The following is a 17978-nucleotide window of genomic DNA, read 5'->3' on the forward strand; positions in this document are numbered from 1 at the left end:
TGAAATGCGATCAAATGTGGGAGCGAGCCTGCTCGCGAAGGCGGTCTGAAGGTCAGGAGAAAAGCCGGACGACAGAAATGCGCGGGAAGTTTACAGCGCCTTCAATCCCGCGCATCTCGCCTGATTCATGATGAAGGTGAGGCGCTTTCAGTTTGTCGGGTGAAGCGCGACAACAGCAGTTTGTCGAGCAGCCAGACCACCACCAGCGAAGCGCCCACCAATGGGAACGCCACCGCCAGGGCAAACATGATGACCATCGCGGTTTTCCATTTCGGCAGGTCGTGACGCAACGGCGGCACGCCGAATTTGCCTTGTGGGCGACGTTTCCACCAGATCACCACGCCGCTGATGGCGCTGAGCAGAATCATCAGGCAGATCAGCAGCACGACGATCTGATTGACCACGCCGAACATCTTGCCTTCGTGCAGCATCACGCCGATTTCCGTGGCGCGGGCGACGGCACCGTATTGCTCATAGCGCACGTCGGCCAGCACCTTGCCGCTGTACTGATCGACATGCAGGGTGGCGTCGTTGCGCGGGTCATCGGCGAATACCGCGATGGTGAACACGCCAGTCGCGGTGGTCGGCAAGGTGATGCTGTACCCCGGCTCGACCTTGCCCTGCGTGGCGATGTTTTGCACGTCCTGCAGGCTGATGGTCGGCGCGGCCGGGCCGGCTTGCGCACCACCGTGGGCCATGTGTTCGGCATGGTCGCCGGACATCGGCATCGGCGTGTTTTCCATGGCCCATGGCACCGTCTGGCGAGTAGCGGTGTTGAGGCTGCGGGCTTCGACATCGGACTTCGGCACGTCATCCCACATCGCCGCCGGAAACACGTTCCACACCTGGGCGTATTGCTTGCCCCAGAAACCGGTCCAGGTCATGCCGCTGAGCAGCATCACCAACAGCAGGGACGCGCCCCAGAATCCGGTCACCGCGTGCAGGTCGCGCCACAACACCCGACCACGACTGTTCATGCGTGGCCACAGAATGCCGGCGGCCTGGCCGCGTGGCCACCACAGGAACACCCCGGACACCACCAGCACCACGCCCCAACCGGCGGCCAGTTCTATCAGTCGATCACCCACGGTGCCGATCATCAGTTCGCCGTGTATCGCCCGGGCGATCGCTTGCAGGTTTTTCTTGGCGTCTTGCTCGCCGAGGATGTCGCCGTGGTAAGGGTCGACGAACACGTTCAACTCCTGGCCGGCATTCGCGACCACGAATTGAGCGCTGCGCTCGGCATTCACCGGCGGCAGGTATTGCGTGACCTGTCCTTGGGGATAAGCCGCTTTTACCCGCTGCAGCAGGTCGTCGGCCGGGATGCTGTGATGACCGGCCGGGACGTTGAGCAGGCTGCTATACATCAGCGAGTCGAGTTGCGGCTTGAACAGGTAAATGGTGCCGGTCAGGGCCAGCATCACCATGAATGGCGCAACGAACAATCCGGCATAGAAATGCCAGCGCCATGCCAGGTTGTAGAAATTCACTTTGGGCTGTTTCATCACGTGTGCTCCGCGTGGCTCGGATCTTTTAGTTATGGGGTGCGGGTCTACGTGACGATAGGTGGGGCGCGGGTTCGGGCACCGGGGAAAAAGGTTTGTCGGGCATGGCCCAGGTGCGGGGAAGGGGAAGTGAAAGTACTGGCGGGCGGTGTGTCGAACGCGGTGAATGACACGCCACCGGTGAGCGCCGGGCAATTGAACAACAGGCTGCAATAGCCGCATTTTTCCCAGATGGCGTGATGTCCGGCTTGCGGCGGGCAGTGCTCGGCGTTCGGTTGTGCGCCGTGATCGGCGTGGTCCATTGCCGGCCTGTCCATGGACATGTCCATCGACAGGCTCATGGCCGCGCGCGAGTCCATCGGCATCGACTGGGAAACCAGCGGGCCGATAAAGATCATCAACATGGCGAACAGGCTGATCCAGCTGCCGCGTGTCAGGCTCGATGGCTGACGACGGGGTCTGGATGACCTGGCGCTGAACGGGCGCATGGGCGTTTTCAGCTCAGCCGGTTACTGGACGTGCGCGTGCTTTTGCGTGCCTTCAGGCGCCTGCTTCTGCACCGCCACTTCGACCGTCACGTCACCGGATTTCTCGAAGTGCAGGGTCAGCGGGAAGCGCTTGCCGTCGCTCAGCAGGCTACGGTCTTTAAGGTTCAGCAGCATCACGTGGTAAGCCATTGGCGCAAACGTGACTTCGCCACCGGCGGGGATTTCCACGCTGGGCACGTGCTGCATTTTCATCAGGTCGTTTTGCATCACGTGTTCGTGCAGTTGCGCTTCACCGGCAATGGGCGAGTCGACACTGAGCAGCCGGTCGGCGGATTTGCCTTCGTTGTGAATCACGAAATAGGCCGCGACGTTCGGCGCGTTCGGCGGTAACTCCTGCGACCAGGGATGAGTGATGTCCAGCTCCCCGACCTTGTATTCGTGGGCATTGGCAAAGCAGGCAGGCAGCAACAACGCAGCCACAACGATGAGTTTGTTCAGCATGATGGTTCTCCAGAGCGATTCAAGACGCAGGTCAATTGCGAGAAAGAATCACACCAGAGGGGACGCGCGGGGGTTGAGGCTCGGCCATTGCTGGCGCGGTGTCGGTGTATTGAGTGAGGCGGGGGGCAGGCTTCGATTGGCGTCGAACTGCGCGAAATACAACTGCGGTACATGCCCGGGCAACGCCACAAGAGGGGCCGAACCAGAACAGCACCAGCAATGCTGCATATTGGAATGATCGTCGTTTTGCGGGGCTTTCTGCTCGATGCCGCCCAGGGAAATCGCGACCATCTTGGTGCCGCTGGACGAACAGAAACTCCCCCACAACAACTGCTCGGCGGGTGACTTCGCCGACTGCGCCATCGCTCCGGTCATCGGCATGGCGAGCAGGTTGAACAGCACTGCGAAGCAGGCTATCCAGGCAATTGCGAGCCGTTGTCGGGACATGGGACAGATCCATTGGGTGGGCGATCAGGCGCGGCTATTTAGCCTGATCAATGCCGATAAGTAAAAAAGCGGCGTGCGGTGTGGTGTCGCAGTAAAAATTGTCTGGATTTTAAGCTCTCAGTGCGCACGTACCGCATGAACTTGCATATTCACCCCAAGCGTAGCGCGAATTACGGCGAAGATCGCGGCCAGGTTGTCCATGCTTGGGTTGCCTTTTGCAGACAACATTCGATGCAAACTTTTACTGGGTTTCGCCGTTTCCTTTGCCAGTCCTTCGAACCCGACAGTGGCGTTGATGAGATCACGCAAAATGATCCTGGCCATTACAGGTTCGCCGTTAAGAAACAGAGTAGCAGCCTCATCCAACAATGCCTGGGCGAACTCAGGGTCACGCTGGGCACGCTCGGCGATCGTGTGTTTGTAGCTTCGGGTGAGCGCCATGACTTTATCTCCGGGGGCGGTCAGCTTTTTTTCGGGCTCGAAATTCGGCAATCAGTATTTTGGCCTGTTTGATGTCGGCTTTTTGGGTGGACTTGTCGCCTCCACCGAAAAGTATGATCAGGCGTTTGCCCTCTTGAACAAGATAGATTCTGTAGCCGGGCCCCCAATTTATCGGTACTCGCCCAGACCTTCGAACCACTTGATGTTGGACGTATTGCCGAGCTCCAGTCGAATCAACGCATTGGATACTTTAAGCGCGGCCTGCGCATTCAAGGTGGAAAACCAGCGTCCGAAGGGGCTTGTTTCATTGTCCTGCAAGTATTCTTCGAGTGTGATCACAGACGGCCCTGAAGGTAACAAATAGGTTACTGTTCATGCAAGCCAATGATCCTGCCTTACTGAGCGAAGTCCGCCAACGCAACAAGTGTTTCCCCAAGCGTCAGAAACTCCCGCTCAACCCCCGGCAACACCGGCCGCTTCAACACCAACACCGGCACCCCACGCTCACGCGCCACTTCCAGCTTCGGTTCAGTCGCGGTACTGCCGCTGTTCTTGCTGATCAGTACGTCGATCTGTCGGCGTTCGAACAACTCACGTTCATCCTCGATCCGGAACGGCCCCCGCGCGCCGATGACTTCGCAGCGTTCGTTGCCCGGGTACACGTCCAATGCGCGCAAGGTCCAGAATTGATGTGCAGGGATTTCGTCGAGATGCTGCAAGGGCTCGCGGCCCAGGGTGAACAATGGCCGCCGAAAGGGTTTCAGGGCCTCGATCAGTTCGGCCCAATCGTTGACCTCGCGCCAGTCGTCCCCGGCCTGTGGTTGCCACGCCGGACGCCGCAGCGCCCAGCACACAATCCCGCTCAGGTGCGCAGCGCTGGCGGCGTTCTGGCTGATTTGGGCCGCGTAGGGGTGCGTGGCATCCAGCAGCAGGTCGATCCGTTGGTCACGGATGAACTGCGCCAGGCCCTCGGCGCCGCCATAGCCGCCGACGCGGACCTGACAGTTCAGGTCCGTTGGCACCCGACCGATACCGGCCAGGCTGTAGATGTGTTCAGGGCCGAGGGTGCGGGCGATGGCCAGGGCCTCGGTCACGCCGCCCAGCAACAGAATGCGTTTCATTGGAATGCTCCGGCATGGCCCACGATCCCGCCCTGGCGATCGATGGCAAACACTTCGACCTGAACCTGCGAAGGCACCACACTGCGGGCAAAGTCCAAAGCGTGCTGGCACACCGCGTCACCGAGGGCGATGCCGGCGGCGCTGGCCATGGCCAGGGCTTGTTGACTGGTGTTGGCCTCGCGGATGCCTTGCTGCAACGCCGTATCGGCGCCGACTGCCGCGGCCCAATCGGCCAGTTGCGGCAGGTCGATGCTCGAGTGTCGACTGTGCAAGTCCATGTGCCCGGCGGCGAGTTTGCTGATCTTGCCGAAGCCGCCACAAAGACTGAGTTTATCCACCGGCACCTTGCGCAGATGTTTGAGTACCGCGCCGACGAAATCGCCCATTTCAATCAAGGCGATTTCCGGCAGGTTGTAGACCCGGCGCATGGTGTCTTCGCTGGCGTTGCCGGTGCAGGCGGCGATGTGCAGGTAACCGTTGGTTTTCGCCACATCGATGCCCTGGTGGATCGACGCAATGTAGGCCGCACAGGAGAACGGCCGGACAATGCCACTGGTGCCGAGGATCGACAGGCCGCCGAGAATCCCCAGGCGCGGGTTCATGGTTTTGAGTGCCAGGGCCTCACCGTTTTCGACATTGACCGTGACATCGAAACCGCCGCCATAGCCCAGCTCGTCGGCGAGCCGAGTCAGGTGATCGGTGATCATTTTGCGCGGCACCGGGTTGATCGCCGGTTCGCCGACGCCCAACACCAGCCCGGGGCGGGTCACGATGCCGACCCCGCGACCGGCATTAAAACCGATGCCCGGCTCGGTGCGCAGTCGCACCTGGCTATAGAGCAGGGCGCCGTGGGTGACGTCGGGGTCGTCGCCGGCATCCTTGATCGTGCCGGCCTCGGCACTGTCGCCCGTCAGTCGACAGAACTCCAGGCGCATCTGCACCTGTTTGCCTTTGGGCAATATGACTTCCACCGCGTCTGCTGCCGTGCCCGCGAGCAGCAGGCGAGCCGCCGCGAGGCTGGTTGCCGTGGCGCAACTGCCCGTGGTCAGGCCACTACGCAGTGGCGCGGGTTGTTCGGCGGTTTCGTCACGCATCGAAAGGTTTCGTCAGATCCAGCAAGGTAATCGGCAATGCCTGGCGCCAGGTATCGAAGTCACCCAGCGGTTGCGCCTGGGCGATATGGATGCGCGTCAGCTCTCCACCGTGCTGTTCACGCCATGCCATCAGTGTCACTTCACTTTGCAGGGTGACCGCGTTGGCGATCAGCCGGCCACCGGGTTTGAGGGCAGCCCAGCAGCTGTCCAGTACGCCTTCACGGGTGACGCCACCGCCGATGAAAATGGCGTCCGGCCGTTCGAGTCCGTCGAGGGCTTGCGGCGCGCGGCCGCGAATCAGTTGCAGGCCGGGAACGCCGAGGGCATCGCGGTTGTACTCGATCAACTGTTGTCGCCCGTCATCGGCCTCGATGGCCAGCGCCCGGCAACTCGGGTGGGCGCGCATCCATTCGATGCCGATCGAGCCGCTGCCGGCGCCGACGTCCCACAACAGCTCGCCAGGCACCGGGGCCAGGCGCGCGAGGGTGATCGCGCGTACGTCGCGCTTGGTCAGTTGGCCGTCATGCTTGAACGCCGAATCCGGCAGACCGGCCAGGCGTGACAGGCGTGGCGTATTCGGTTCAGCGATGCAGTCGATGGCGATCAGGTTCAAGTCGGCAATGGCGCAATCGGCCCAGTCGCTGGCGATGCCATCGACACGCCGCTCGGCTTCTCCGCCCAGATGTTCCAGTACGGTGATGCGGCTCGGGCCGAAACCACGCTCACGCAACAACGCGGCAATGGCGGCGGGGCTGCCGCCGTCGTTGCTCAGCACCAACAAGCGTACGCCGCTGAACAACTGGGCGTTGAGCGCGGCGATAGGGCGGGCCACCACAGAAAGGGTGACCACCTCCTGCAAGGGCCAACCCATTCGGGCGGCGGCGAGCGAGCAGGAAGAGGGGGCCGGCAGAATCAGCATTTCATCGTCGGACAGTTGTCGGGCGAGACTGGCGCCCACCCCGAAGAACATCGGATCGCCACTGCCGAGGACACAGACAGGTTCGCCACGCCGCGCCAATACCGGTTCAAGGGAGAAAGGACTGGGCCACAATTGCCGTTCACCACGGATGCAGGACGGCAACAAATCCAGTTGCCGTTGCGCACCAATAATCCGCGAAGCGTTCAACAAAGCGTGCCGGGCGTTTTTGCCCAGGCCCTTGAAGCCGTCTTCACCGATTCCCACTACTGTCAGCCAGGGCGACATCTATATTCCTCAAACACGCTGTTCCGACGGGCAGGCTTTTCATGCCGTCGAACAAAGCAGGCATAATACCGCGCCTTTGCTTGCGAAGCGCCTTTCCCACATTCCCGGTCCCGCCCTTGAACGAACGCCCGATGTCCACCGCCTTACGCCCCTCGGCCTGCCCGGGGTTGCTGCGTATCGTCCAGGCACTGGACGGCGGTATTTGCCGGATCAAGTTGAATGGCGGTTCGATCAGCGCAGCTCAGGCCGAAGCGGTGGCCAATGCTGCCGAGCGATTCGCCGGGGGAGTGATCGAGGCGACCAACCGCGCCAATCTGCAAATTCGCGGCATTGGCCGTGAGCATGGGGCCTTGATCGACAGCCTCATGGCCAGCGGATTGGGACCCAGTAGCGCCGCTGGCGACGATGTGCGCAATCTGATGCTCAGCCCCGGTGCCGGCATTGATCGGCAAATGCTGTGCGACACGCGCCCATTGGCCGAGCAGATCCTGGCCACGCTCCAGGGCGACGAACGCTTTCACGACCTCAGTGCCAAGTTTGCCGTGCAACTCGATGGCGGCGAAGGCCTGGCAATGCTTGAGCATCCCCATGATCTGTGGCTGTCCGCCACGGAGGGAGAGGGCCAGACGGTTTTTGCCTTCGGTCTGGCGGGATGCCCTCTGGACCCGCCTGTGGGCTCGGTGCTGCTGGAACATGGCCACGGGTTGGTGGTCGCAGTGCTTGATCTGTTTCTTGAATGGGCGCGTCCGGATCAGACACGCATGCGTCACCTGCTCGGCGAATGCTCACTCGACAGGTTTCTCGCGGCGTTGGCCGAACGGGTGCCATTGATGCCTGCTTCGAGTCGCCGACACGATATCCGCTCGACTGCCCTGCACATCGGCGCTCATCCGCAACGCGAGGCTGAGCGTGTCTACGTTGGCGCCGTGCCGCCCTTGGGTCGCCTCGACCCTGCCATGCTCGGAAGCGCTGCACAGCTTGCCCGTGAAAGGGGGGACGGCAGCCTGCGATTTACTCCCTGGCAAAGCCTGTTGTTGCCCGGTGTCCATGCCGACGATGCTCGCGACGTTATCCAGCGTCTTGAGAGGGCGGGTTTGCGTTGTTCTGCTGATGACGCCTTGGCACACCTGATTGCCTGCACCGGTTCGACCGGATGCGGCAAAGGCCTGGCCGATACCAAGGGCGATGCCCGGCAACTGGCGGCGCTCATGCAACGCAACGGTCATGCACCGAATGTGCACTTATCGGGTTGCCCGCGTTCGTGCGCTGCCGCGCACATCGCGCCAATTACCTTGCTGGCCGTCTCAGCCGGTCACTACGATCTCTATTTTCGCGATGCAGCGCAGCCCGGTTTCGGCGCCCTGCACGCACGCAACCTTACTATTGAAGCGGTCGCGGCCTTGCTCGACGCCCGCTCACGGAGCCCCCTTGATGCTTGATTACATCCGCGACGGTCAGGAGATCTATCGCAACTCCTTCGCGATCATTCGCGCCGAGGCCAACCTCGGGCGAATCCCGGCCGATCTGGAAAAACTCGCGGTTCGGGTGATTCACGCCTGCGGCATGGTCGACGCCATCGACGGCTTGCAGTTTTCCGAAGGCGCGGGCAAGGCCGGGCGCGATGCGCTGGCGGCTGGTGCGCCGATTCTGTGTGATGCGCGAATGGTGTCCGAAGGCATCACCCGCGCACGCTTGCCGGCGAACAACCGGGTTATCTGCACCCTGCGCGATGAGAGCGTTCCTACACTTGCCCGCGAGTTGGGCAACACCCGTTCCGCCGCCGCGCTGGAACTGTGGCGTCCGCATCTGGAAGGCAGTGTGGTGGTGATCGGCAATGCACCGACGGCTCTGTTCTATTTGCTGGAAATGCTCGATGCCGGCGCACCGAAGCCAGCGCTGATTCTCGGCTTCCCGGTGGGTTTTGTCGGCGCCGCCGAATCCAAGGCGATGCTCGCGGCGGACAGCCGTGGCGTGCCTTTCGTCATCATGCAAGGTCGCCTGGGCGGAAGCGCCATGGCCGCCGCCGCCGTCAATGCCCTCGCCACGGAGATCGAATGATGCAACAACCTGGACGTTTGATCGGCCTTGGCGTCGGCCCGGGTGATCCGGAACTGATTACTGTCAAAGCCTTGCGCCTGTTGCGTGAGTCGCCAGTGGTGGCGTACTTCGTCGCCAAGGGAAAGAAGGGTAATGCTTTTGGCATCATCGAGGCGCATCTGCAGGATGCACAGACCTTGCTGCCGCTGGTTTACCCGGTCACCACCGAGGCATTGCCGGCGCCGCTGTCCTACGAGCAAGTGATCAGTGATTTCTACGATGCCGCCGGCGAACAGCTGGCCGTGCATCTGGACGCGGGTCGCGATGTCGCCGTGATCTGTGAAGGCGATCCGTTCTTCTACGGTTCCTACATGTACCTGCACGACCGGCTTGCCGAGCGTTATCAGGCTCAAGTGGTGCCGGGTGTCTGCTCGATGCTCGGTGGTGCTTCGGTACTCGGTGCGCCGCTGGTGTATCGCAATCAGAGCCTGTCGGTGTTGTCCGGCGTACTGCCCCATGACGAACTCAAGCGCCGCTTGGCCGATGCCGATGCCGCCGTGATCATGAAACTGGGACGCAACTTTCCCAAGGTTCGCCAGGTACTGGAAGAACTCGGGTTGGCCGAGCGGGCGCTTTACGTCGAGCGCGCGACCATGGCCAACCAGAAAATCGTGCCGCTGGATCAGGTCGAGCCGATGTCCTCGCCGTATTTTTCGCTGATCATCGTTCCCGGCGAAAGGTGGCAAGGCTGATGACTCGTCCAGTTCCGGCGATTGTCATTCTCGGCAATGGCAGCCTCGCCACCGCACGCAATATTCAAAAGCGCTATCCCGGTGCACTGATCCATGGCCTGGTCGAGCGCGTTGATGGCGCGGACCGTGACTACCACGAGTTCGGCGCGACTCTGCGCGAGCTTTATCAACGGGATACGCCGATCATCGCCCTGTGCGCTGCCGGTATCGTGATCCGCACACTGGCGCCTCTGCTGCTGGAAAAAGGCGTTGAGCCTCCAGTGCTGGCCGTGGCTGAAGACGGCAGCGCGGTGGTGCCGTTGCTCGGCGGGCTTGGCGGCGTGAATGTGATGGCGCGGGAGATCGCCGCACATCTCGATGTTGCGCCGGCCATTACCACCAGCGGTGAATTGCGTTTTGGCACTTGCCTGCTCAACCCGCCAAGCGGCTATGCGTTGGCTGATCTGGAGCTGGGCAAGCGTTTTGTTTCCGATTTGCTGGCCGGTGAAACGGTACGCATCGAAGGCTCGGCACCGTGGCTGGCGCAAGCGCAATTACCTGAAGATGCCCAGGCGCGGCTGGCGGTGCATGTCAGTCCTGCCGAACGTACGCCGGCGGCCAACGAATTGTTGATCTATCCACGCAGTGTGTTGGTGGCGGTCAGTGCTGGCATTGCAGATTTGCCGAGCGTGGTTCGTGTGGCGTTGCATCAGGCCGGTGTCGCTGTGCAATCGCTGGCTTGCCTGTTGGCGGTCGATACCGAAATGGCCAACCCGGCGCTGCGTGAAGCCGCGCTAGAGTTGGGTGTGCCATTGCGATTTGCCAATGCTGAAATGGATATTGTTGAGCTGGCCCGCAATGCTGTAGGGCAACCTGTATCCATACGGGGTGACGGCACCGTTGCCATTGCGGTCGCCGAACAGCCGCTGGACCCGTTGCAGATCGGCCGTGCGCGGGGACGTCTGGCTGTGATCGGTCTGGGGCCGGGCGCTGCCGAGCTGATGGTCCCGGCGGTGAAGGCTGAACTGGCTCGCGCCCATGATGTGCTGGGGTATGAAACTTACGTGCGCATGGCCGGACCCTTCCGCGACGATCAGGTGCTGCATTGCACCGATAACCGCGAAGAGATGCAGCGTGCACGCCATGCCTTCGAACTGGCGGCGCAAGGGCGGTCGGTGGTGGTGGTGTCCTCTGGTGATCCGGGGGTTTTTGCCATGGCCGCTGCCGTGCTCGAAGCGTTGCATGAGTCCACCGATGCGGCGTGGCACAACGTTGATCTGGAAATCCTCCCAGGGGTCTCCGCTTCACTGGCGACGGCTGCCCAGGCCGGTGCGCCGTTGGGGCATGACTTCTGTGTGCTGTCGCTGTCGGACAACCTCAAGCCCTGGTCGATCATCGAGCAGCGACTGGATCTGGCGGCTCAAGCCGACCTGGCCCTGGCGTTCTACAATCCGATTTCGCGTTCACGTCCATGGCAACTTGGGCAGGCGCTTGAAATCGTTGCCCGTCACCGCGAGCCTCAGACACCGGTCGTGTTGGGGCGGGACATTGGTCGTCCGGGCCAGACCTTGCGCGTTACCACGCTCGGGCAGTTGACTCCCGATCAAGTCGATATGCGCACCATGGTGCTGATCGGCTCCTCCACGACCTGTGTGTTTCCTCGTGTCGAGGGCGGAGAATGGGTATATACCCCGCGCTGGTACGGCAACAAGCCGGGTAGTTGAGTCATGGCGGCCTCACTCCGGGGCCGCGCTTATCTATAAAAAATGATCATCTCTAATTTTTTGAGAGTTTTTTGGTTGTGTCTGGTTTTTGGTAATTAATAGTATAGGTTGCTGTTGAATGTTCAATTGAAAGTTGGGTTTGCATGTTTTAGTTTGGTTTACCGCATGGAGCGGTGAACTATTAACTAAGGAGCTTTGCTATGTATTACCCAGTTGCCAATGGTCCGGCGGACTTGCCCTTTAATTCATTAATACAGGACACCTATTTTGAACGGATTGAGGCCCAGTTGGCTGAAACTCCGTCTCGTCCGCGTGCCAGAAGTTTCAGTGCAGCACTTGATGTTGCTCTTCCTCACCCGACGCAAGAGCACAGTGCCTCCGTTGTCGGTCCATCCCTTGTAGTGTTCGACGAGCGTCTTTCCGGGGATGACAAGCAAGATGCACTCGATAGCCAGGCCTTTGCTGAAGCCGTCGTGCGCAAACTGCCCGCCGGCAGCTCCCAGGAACAGCGTTACAACGCCTATAACGAAGCGTTGACCGCGATTGGCTGGGTGACCGAAAGCTACACTCGCAAAAAATACGATTCAAAAACGCTGACGCTGACCATGAATGAAGCGCTGCTTCAGGTCCTGCAGACGGTCATCAGTGCCGGGTCCGGTAATGTGTTGAGTTTGGTGACCAGTGGTTTCGAAAAGCTCAAAGGCGACAAGGCAGCCCTCAAAATTGTCGACTCGGGAAGCAAGAACAGCCAGGTCGTCAGCTTTAAAGCGGTTCCCTGCATCGTTACTCCAGATGGCGGTATGGCGATGGTCATGGGCGGGTTGGACGTCTACAGTACGCACTACGACGGTGATTTTTTGTTCTTTACTTTCAATACTCGCGGTGTGCATCTTTTTCAAGCGGCCGGTATTCGAAAGTTTAACAGGCGTGCTTTTAATCGTAAGCGCCAACAGGTTTACGATTATATTGATCAGTTTGGTGATGAGTTATTCAAAAACTTAGTCGGCTGATCGCACGGCAAGGACTTTAGATGTTGTCTGTCAATTGTTGGAGTTTGTGGCGTGAGGTGTATAAATGCCGGCTTTTTCAAATGCTGTTGTCGTGGGGGGGTGCCTGTTATCTTTCGATTCAGCTGTAAACGTGCGGGACCAACAGGATATACAGGATTGTCTGTTATATGCCGAACTGGCGGCAAACGATAAGTACCCAGGGCAAGTGTCGAAGAAAGTCTGGTTCGATTACTATCAGGGGCGATTGTTGAAGGCCGGTTTCACTCTGAAAACCATTGTTCCCTCCGAACCGTTCCGGGTGTCGGATGTTCGCCAATTGCTGAGCGTCGGCCTTACCATGATTGGTCGTCTGGGCTCTGAACGACTGAGGCAGATTGTTGTAGATACCTACAGAGCCTTGAAGCTGGACGAATTCGCATGGGAGTTTTTCCGCGGTAACGTAGCGCGAGGCGGTATGGGGATTCTCAAATGTGCGCCTTGCGAGCGCCTCGAATCGGGTGAAACGATCATCTGCCTTTTTGGCATGCGCTACAGCACCACGGTGACTGAGCAGGACTTCTTTTTCTGGAGTGAGTATGACAAAGAGGTGCTGATTATTCCGGATGGTGGCGTCTATGCCTTCAATCGCGAGGTCTTTGATAATTACCGTGCGCGGGTGCACGAGAAAATCGAGACTTACTCCGACAGGCTCCTCGTGCGCAAGCTCAAGCGCTGATCATTTGCCGGGCAACAAAAAAAGGCCTTGTCTCAACCGACAAGGCCTTTTTTGTTGCAGTTGCGTTCCGGTCCGTCAAGACACCAGATAACCCCGGACGCCGGTAAAGATGATCTGCGCCGCCAACGCGCACACGAACAACCCCATCAACCGGCTGACGATCTGCAGCCCTTGATCGCCGAGAATGCGTTCGATGCGGTTGGACAGGTACAGCACAACGCCGACAGTAAAGCTGGCCAGGGCAATACTGATAATGGCCATGAGCTTGTCGTCCCAATGCGGCTGGCTCACGCCCATCACTAACAAGGCACCGATGGTGCCGGGGCCGACCGTCAGCGGGATGGTCAGCGGAACGATGGTCACGTCCTGCTGCACGTTGTCGGTTTGCACCGCCGACTTGCCCTGAGCCATGCCCAGCGCCGAGATGAACAGCACGCTACCGGCACCAATTCGGAACGCGTCAACGGTGATGCCGAAGACGCTGAAAATCACCCGGCCGAACAGGTATAACAAGACGCTGGAAACTAATGTGGCGATCGCCACTTTCCAGGCCAGTCGACGTTGTTCCTTGCGCGAGTAACCGCGGGTCAGGCTGATGAAGCAGGACAACACGAAGAATGGGCTGTAGAGCACCAGCATCTTCAGGTAAACACTGAACAACACATGGAGCATGGTGCAGGCTCACTGGCGAAGGAAGTCGAGGGGAGTCTATCAGGCGTTGCGGGGTCTGTCGGCTCAGGACGTAGGTGTTGCCGTGCGGGTCTGCAGGTCACGTTGGGCAACCCAATGTTCGATCAGTTCACGCAACTGCGAGAGTTCGACCGGCTTGGCCATGTGCCCGTCCATGCCGGCCTGGCGCGCGCGCTCCTTATGCTCGGCGAGGATATGAGCGGTCAACGCCACCACCGGCGTACGGATCCGCTGGTTGCCCACTTCCCATGCGCGCAATTGCTGGGTGGCCGAGAAACCGTCGAGGATCGGCATCTCGCAATCCATCAGTACCAGGTCATAACGCTGGGCCTTCATTGCCTGCAGGGCCTCTTCACCATTGCTGGCGGTATCCGGTTGCAGGTTGAGTTTGCCCAGCATGCCGCGGATAACTTTGGTCGAGATGCTGTTGTCTTCGGCCACAAGAATGCGGAAATCGCTGGGCACCTTGATCGGCATGGGCGTGCCGGATGGCAATTGCTGCATGACCGCGAGCCCCTTGTTGCGTTGGGTCAGCTCGTCGGCCAGGGTCGTCTTGAGGGTGTAGCCGGCCACCGGTTTGGCGAGGATGCGTTTGATCCCCGAGTTGCGTGCGATGATTTTGCTCGGTGCATTGCTGATGCCGGTGAGCATGATCAGCAGGATGTCGTGGTTCAGGCTCGGGTCTTCCTTGATCTTGGCGGCCAGCTGCATGCCGGTCATGCCGGGCATGTTCTGGTCCAGCAGGACCACGTCGAAATAGTCGCGCAAATGCGCTTTGGTGCGCAGCAGTGCCAACGCTTCCTTGCCGGACGGAACGGCGCTGACGTTCAGGCCCCAGGCGCTGCACTGCTGCACCAAAACCTTGCGACAGGTGTCATTGTCATCCACCACCAATACCCGTGCGCCTTGCAGCGGGCCGTCAAGGTCGGAGGTCGGGTGTTCGAGGCGATCAGGATCAAGCGGCAAGGTCAGCCACAGGGTGCTGCCCTGGTTGCTGCCACTCTTGATGCCGAACTCGCCCTGCATCAAGCGAATCAGCTGGCGGGCAATCACCAGCCCCAGATTGCCGCCCAGCCGGTTGGTCGAAAGGAAGTTTTTGCTGTGCAGTTCTGCATGCATCAGCGCATCGCGCTCTTCTGCGTCCATGGGTTCGCCACTGTCCTGCACGGCGATTCGCAGACGCGGTTTGGCACTGCGCTCGTCGAGCGCGACGACGATCAGGACTTCGCCTTCATCGGTTTTCTTCAGGGCGTTTTCAAGAAGGCTCAACAGGGTCTGGCGCAGCCGCGTCGGGTCACCGCTAATGACCCGCGGTACTTGTGGCTGGATGAAGCTGATCAGTTCGACGTTCTGTTGTTCGGCCTTGGCGCGGAAGATACTCAGGCAGTCTTCGATCAGCGCGTTGAGGTCGAACTGCACATCGTCGAGTTCGATTTGCCCGGATTCGAGTTTGGATATGTCGAGGATTTCGTTGATCAACGTGAGCAGTTCGTTGCCGGCGCTGTGGATGGTCTGTACATAGTCACGTTGCTTGACCGAGAGTGGCGTACCCAGCAACAACTCGGTCATGCCCAGCACGCCATTCATCGGGGTACGTATCTCGTGGCTGATCTTTGCCAGGAATTCGGCCTTGGCGTTGATCTCGGCGTTGCTGGCCGCCAGATCGCGGCTGATGCTGAAGCGGTCTTCAGTGATCCGACGCTGGCGCTCGCTCAAGGCAATGCTCATCAGCAGGCCACTGATGCAGATGAACGCCAGAAGCGTGGTGATCAGGCCATGGGGTTCGATCAGGGTCAGCCCCAGCAGGGCGGGGAGAATGATCAGCGTACCGAGGTTGAACACCACCATGGCTGCCACGAACAACCGCGCCGGGCGATAACCTTTCTGCCAGTGAAACGCGCTGACGAACAGCATGCTCAGGCCTGCCAGCGCGACCAGACCGTAGGTAATGATATTCAACGGCAGCGTGTTGACGAACAGCAGCAACAGACCGCCGATCGTGATGAGCAGGATGTCACCCAGTAACAGCTTGTTCAGCGGGTGTGAGCCAAGGGGAGCGAAGAAACGATACGCGAACATCAGGCCGCAGGGGGCTGTCAGTAACAAGGCGAGGTAAGCACCGGGCGTCTGCACGGCTTGCCAGTTTGGCAGCCAGGTGCCCGCCAGATTCAACAACAGCACCAGGCTGAGCATCAACAAAGCTTCGCATGCCGCCAGCCAGAGGCTGCTGCGCGAGCGGGTGTAGGCGTAACGGATGAGGTTGTGCAGGATCAGCATGCCGATGCAGCCCAACAGCAAACCATAGACCAGCGTCTGGTTTTGACTGGCTGCGGTAATGATCGCCGCTTGCAGGGTTACATAGGGTCGCAACTGGTGTTCGGAAACCAGTCGCAGGTAAACGTCCAGGGGTTTTTCGCTTTGCGGCAACGGCAGCATGAAGTCGCTGCTGGGCAGTGGCCGGTCAGCCTGTGGCTGCTTGTTGCCCGTGTTCGATTGCTCGATCAGCTTGTCGCCGTCCAGCACATACATATTGAGTTGCTGCAGGTCGGGCGCGAACACTCGCAGCAATTGTTCATGGTTGCCGGGTGCAAGGCGAAAACGTAGCCAGAGCGCGCCGTCGGGTTCGGCTGCGGTGAGGCGGTCGAGTTCGATAGGGCTGAATTGATTGGTGTAGCGGGGGGAGCGGATGTCGCTCAGTTGCAGATCGCCCTGTTCGTCGAGCAATACCGCCCAGCCACTGCCTTGCGCGGCCTGAGCCGGGAGCATGCAGAGCAAAGTCAGCAGAGTGACAGTGAAACCTATGGCAATCCTGAGCCAGCGCACGGCGAAATCCCTTCGTAGGTTGATGCCAGAGTATAACTATGCGCGGCGTCGGAATAGTCAGGCAAGAGCCTAAAGCCCTTGCCTGGCTGAAAGGGTAGCTTATTCCTGATTTTCGCCACGTTCGCGGGCAATGGCACGGTAGCCAATGTCCTTGCGATAGAAACAGCCTTCCCAATCAATACTGGCTGCCAGCTTGTATGCCTGCTGTTGAGCAGCATCGACGCTGGCGCCCATGGCAGTGGCGCAAAGCACCCGACCACCGGCCGTCACCACTTGCCCGTCTTTCAATGCAGTACCGGCGTGGAAGACTTTGCCTTCCTGTGCCGCTGCCGCATCCAGGCCCTTGATGGCCGCGCCCTTGGCGTAGTCACCAGGATAGCCGCCCGCGGCCAGTACGATGCCGACGCTCGGACGTGGATCCCATTGCGCCTCGACCTTGTCCAGCGCCTGTGCCAGGGCTGCTTCGACCAGCAGCACCAGGCTCGACTGCAAGCGCAGCATGACCGGTTGGGTTTCAGGGTCGCCGAAACGGCAGTTGAATTCGATAACTTTTGGGTTACCAGCCTTGTCAATCATCAAGCCTGCATACAGGAAACCAGTGTAGACGTTTCCTTCCTCGGCCATGCCGCGAACCGTCGGCCAGATCACCAGGTCCATGACACGCTTGTGCACGTCACTGGTCACTACCGGAGCAGGAGAGTAGGCCCCCATGCCACCCGTGTTCGGGCCGGTATCGCCGTCGCCGACACGTTTGTGGTCCTGGCTGGTGGCCATCGGCAGAACGTTCTTGCCATCGACCATGACGATGAAGCTGGCTTCTTCGCCGTCCAGGAACTCTTCGATCACCACACGCGAACCGGCGTCACCGAAGGCATTGCCCGCCAGCATGTCACGCACCGCGTCTTCGGCTTCGGCCAGGGTCATGGCGACGATCACGCCTTTGCCGGCGGCCAGGCCATCGGCCTTGATCACGATCGGCGCACCTTTTTCACGCAGGTAAGCCAGGGCTGGCTCGATCTCGGTGAAGTTCTGGTAGTCGGCGGTCGGGATCTTGTGGCGAGCCAGGAAATCCTTGGTGAACGCTTTCGAGCCTTCCAGTTGAGCAGCGCCAGCAGTCGGGCCGAAGCAATCCAGACCCCGGGAGCGGAACAGGTCAACGACGCCAGCGACCAGCGGTACTTCCGGGCCGACGATGGTCAGGGAAACGTTTTTCTCGGCGAAGTCCGCCAACTGCTCGAGGGCCAGCACGTCGATGGCGACGTTCTCGCACTTGGCTTCAATGGCAGTGCCGGCATTGCCGGGCGCCACGAACACCTTCTGCACGCGCGGATCCTGAGCCACTTTCCAGGCCAGGGCGTGTTCACGGCCACCGCTGCCAATGATCAAAACATTCATTTCAAAAACCTCGGATGACGCTAATTCTTGATAGCACCGCTGGGGTGCTCTT

Annotated in this window: 17 protein-coding genes and 1 pseudogene; 6 read left to right on the forward strand and 12 right to left on the reverse strand. The window is 60.1% G+C overall.

Annotated elements, in window-relative coordinates:
• Nucleotides 1-125: 125 nt before the first annotated feature.
• From ACW9HW_RS15710 to cbiE, 9 genes and pseudogenes are all read right to left on the reverse strand, one after another.
• Nucleotides 126-1505: a PepSY-associated TM helix domain-containing protein gene (locus ACW9HW_RS15710; protein WP_457400672.1), complete on the reverse strand. Its 1380-nt coding sequence runs from the start codon at nt 1503-1505 to the stop codon at nt 126-128.
• A gap of 47 nt (nt 1506-1552) precedes the next feature.
• Nucleotides 1553-1993, reverse strand: coding sequence for a DUF2946 domain-containing protein (locus ACW9HW_RS15715; protein WP_457400673.1), 441 nt, complete (start codon nt 1991-1993; stop codon nt 1553-1555).
• Between the two features lie 21 nt (nt 1994-2014).
• Nucleotides 2015-2494 (reverse strand): copper chaperone PCu(A)C, encoded by a 480-nt coding sequence (locus ACW9HW_RS15720; protein ID WP_457400675.1) that lies wholly within the window; start codon nt 2492-2494, stop codon nt 2015-2017.
• 48 nt (nt 2495-2542) lie between these two features.
• Entirely contained in the window at nt 2543-2941 is a 399-nt protein-coding gene (locus ACW9HW_RS15725) for a DUF2946 domain-containing protein (RefSeq protein ID WP_095192060.1), read from the reverse strand.
• Nucleotides 2942-3058: 117 nt separating this feature from the next.
• Nucleotides 3059-3382: a helix-turn-helix domain-containing transcriptional regulator gene (locus ACW9HW_RS15730; protein WP_457400676.1), complete on the reverse strand. Its 324-nt coding sequence runs from the start codon at nt 3380-3382 to the stop codon at nt 3059-3061.
• Nucleotides 3383-3386: 4 nt separating this feature from the next.
• Nucleotides 3387-3721 (reverse strand): annotated as a pseudogene (locus tag ACW9HW_RS15735) (type II toxin-antitoxin system RelE/ParE family toxin).
• Between the two features lie 56 nt (nt 3722-3777).
• On the reverse strand, nt 3778-4503 hold the full coding sequence (locus ACW9HW_RS15740; RefSeq protein ID WP_457400678.1) for a cobalt-precorrin-6A reductase: 726 nt from the start codon (nt 4501-4503) through the stop codon (nt 3778-3780).
• On the reverse strand, nt 4500-5597 hold the full coding sequence (locus ACW9HW_RS15745) for a cobalt-precorrin-5B (C(1))-methyltransferase (RefSeq protein WP_457400680.1): 1098 nt from the start codon (nt 5595-5597) through the stop codon (nt 4500-4502). The genes ACW9HW_RS15740 and ACW9HW_RS15745 overlap by 4 nt, the downstream gene beginning before the upstream one ends.
• Complete coding sequence (gene cbiE / locus ACW9HW_RS15750; RefSeq protein WP_095192055.1) at nt 5590-6801, reverse strand: precorrin-6y C5,15-methyltransferase (decarboxylating) subunit CbiE; 1212 nt, start codon at nt 6799-6801, stop codon at nt 5590-5592. The genes ACW9HW_RS15745 and cbiE overlap by 8 nt, the downstream gene beginning before the upstream one ends.
• A 131-nt stretch (nt 6802-6932) precedes the next feature.
• Here cbiE and cobG point away from each other — a divergent pair, with 131 nt between their 5' ends.
• From cobG to ACW9HW_RS15780, 6 genes are all read left to right on the forward strand, one after another.
• Nucleotides 6933-8240 carry a precorrin-3B synthase gene (gene cobG / locus ACW9HW_RS15755; RefSeq protein ID WP_305885255.1) on the forward strand — a complete coding sequence of 436 codons (1308 nt, stop codon included), beginning with the start codon at nt 6933-6935 and terminating at the stop codon, nt 8238-8240.
• Complete coding sequence (locus tag ACW9HW_RS15760; protein WP_095192053.1) at nt 8233-8859, forward strand: precorrin-8X methylmutase; 627 nt, start codon at nt 8233-8235, stop codon at nt 8857-8859. Before cobG ends, ACW9HW_RS15760 begins: the two co-directional genes overlap by 8 nt.
• Entirely contained in the window at nt 8859-9590 is a 732-nt protein-coding gene (locus ACW9HW_RS15765; protein WP_095192469.1) for a precorrin-2 C(20)-methyltransferase, read from the forward strand. Before ACW9HW_RS15760 ends, ACW9HW_RS15765 begins: the two co-directional genes overlap by 1 nt.
• Entirely contained in the window at nt 9590-11293 is a 1704-nt protein-coding gene (gene cobJ, locus ACW9HW_RS15770) for a precorrin-3B C(17)-methyltransferase (RefSeq protein WP_457400682.1), read from the forward strand. The genes ACW9HW_RS15765 and cobJ overlap by 1 nt, the downstream gene beginning before the upstream one ends.
• A gap of 200 nt (nt 11294-11493) precedes the next feature.
• On the forward strand, nt 11494-12303 hold the full coding sequence (locus ACW9HW_RS15775; RefSeq protein ID WP_457400684.1) for a hypothetical protein: 810 nt from the start codon (nt 11494-11496) through the stop codon (nt 12301-12303).
• A 64-nt stretch (nt 12304-12367) separates the two neighbouring features.
• Complete coding sequence (locus ACW9HW_RS15780; RefSeq protein ID WP_095192050.1) at nt 12368-13018, forward strand: hypothetical protein; 651 nt, start codon at nt 12368-12370, stop codon at nt 13016-13018.
• Between the two features lie 75 nt (nt 13019-13093).
• Here the strand turns inward: ACW9HW_RS15780 and ACW9HW_RS15785 are convergent, their stop codons facing one another.
• The 3 genes from ACW9HW_RS15785 to purD all read right to left on the reverse strand — a co-directional run bounded on the left by ACW9HW_RS15785 (nt 13094) and on the right by purD (nt 17926).
• Nucleotides 13094-13690, reverse strand: coding sequence for a MarC family protein (locus ACW9HW_RS15785; protein WP_095192049.1), 597 nt, complete (start codon nt 13688-13690; stop codon nt 13094-13096).
• Nucleotides 13691-13753: 63 nt separating this feature from the next.
• A complete protein-coding gene (locus tag ACW9HW_RS15790) occupies nt 13754-16531 on the reverse strand; it encodes a hybrid sensor histidine kinase/response regulator (RefSeq protein ID WP_095192048.1) in 2778 nt (925 codons plus the stop codon).
• A gap of 99 nt (nt 16532-16630) precedes the next feature.
• Complete coding sequence (gene purD / locus ACW9HW_RS15795; RefSeq protein ID WP_095192047.1) at nt 16631-17926, reverse strand: phosphoribosylamine--glycine ligase; 1296 nt, start codon at nt 17924-17926, stop codon at nt 16631-16633.
• Nucleotides 17927-17978 lie beyond the last annotated feature (52 nt).

Source organism: Pseudomonas sp. SDO5532_S415 (genome assembly GCF_054071155.1).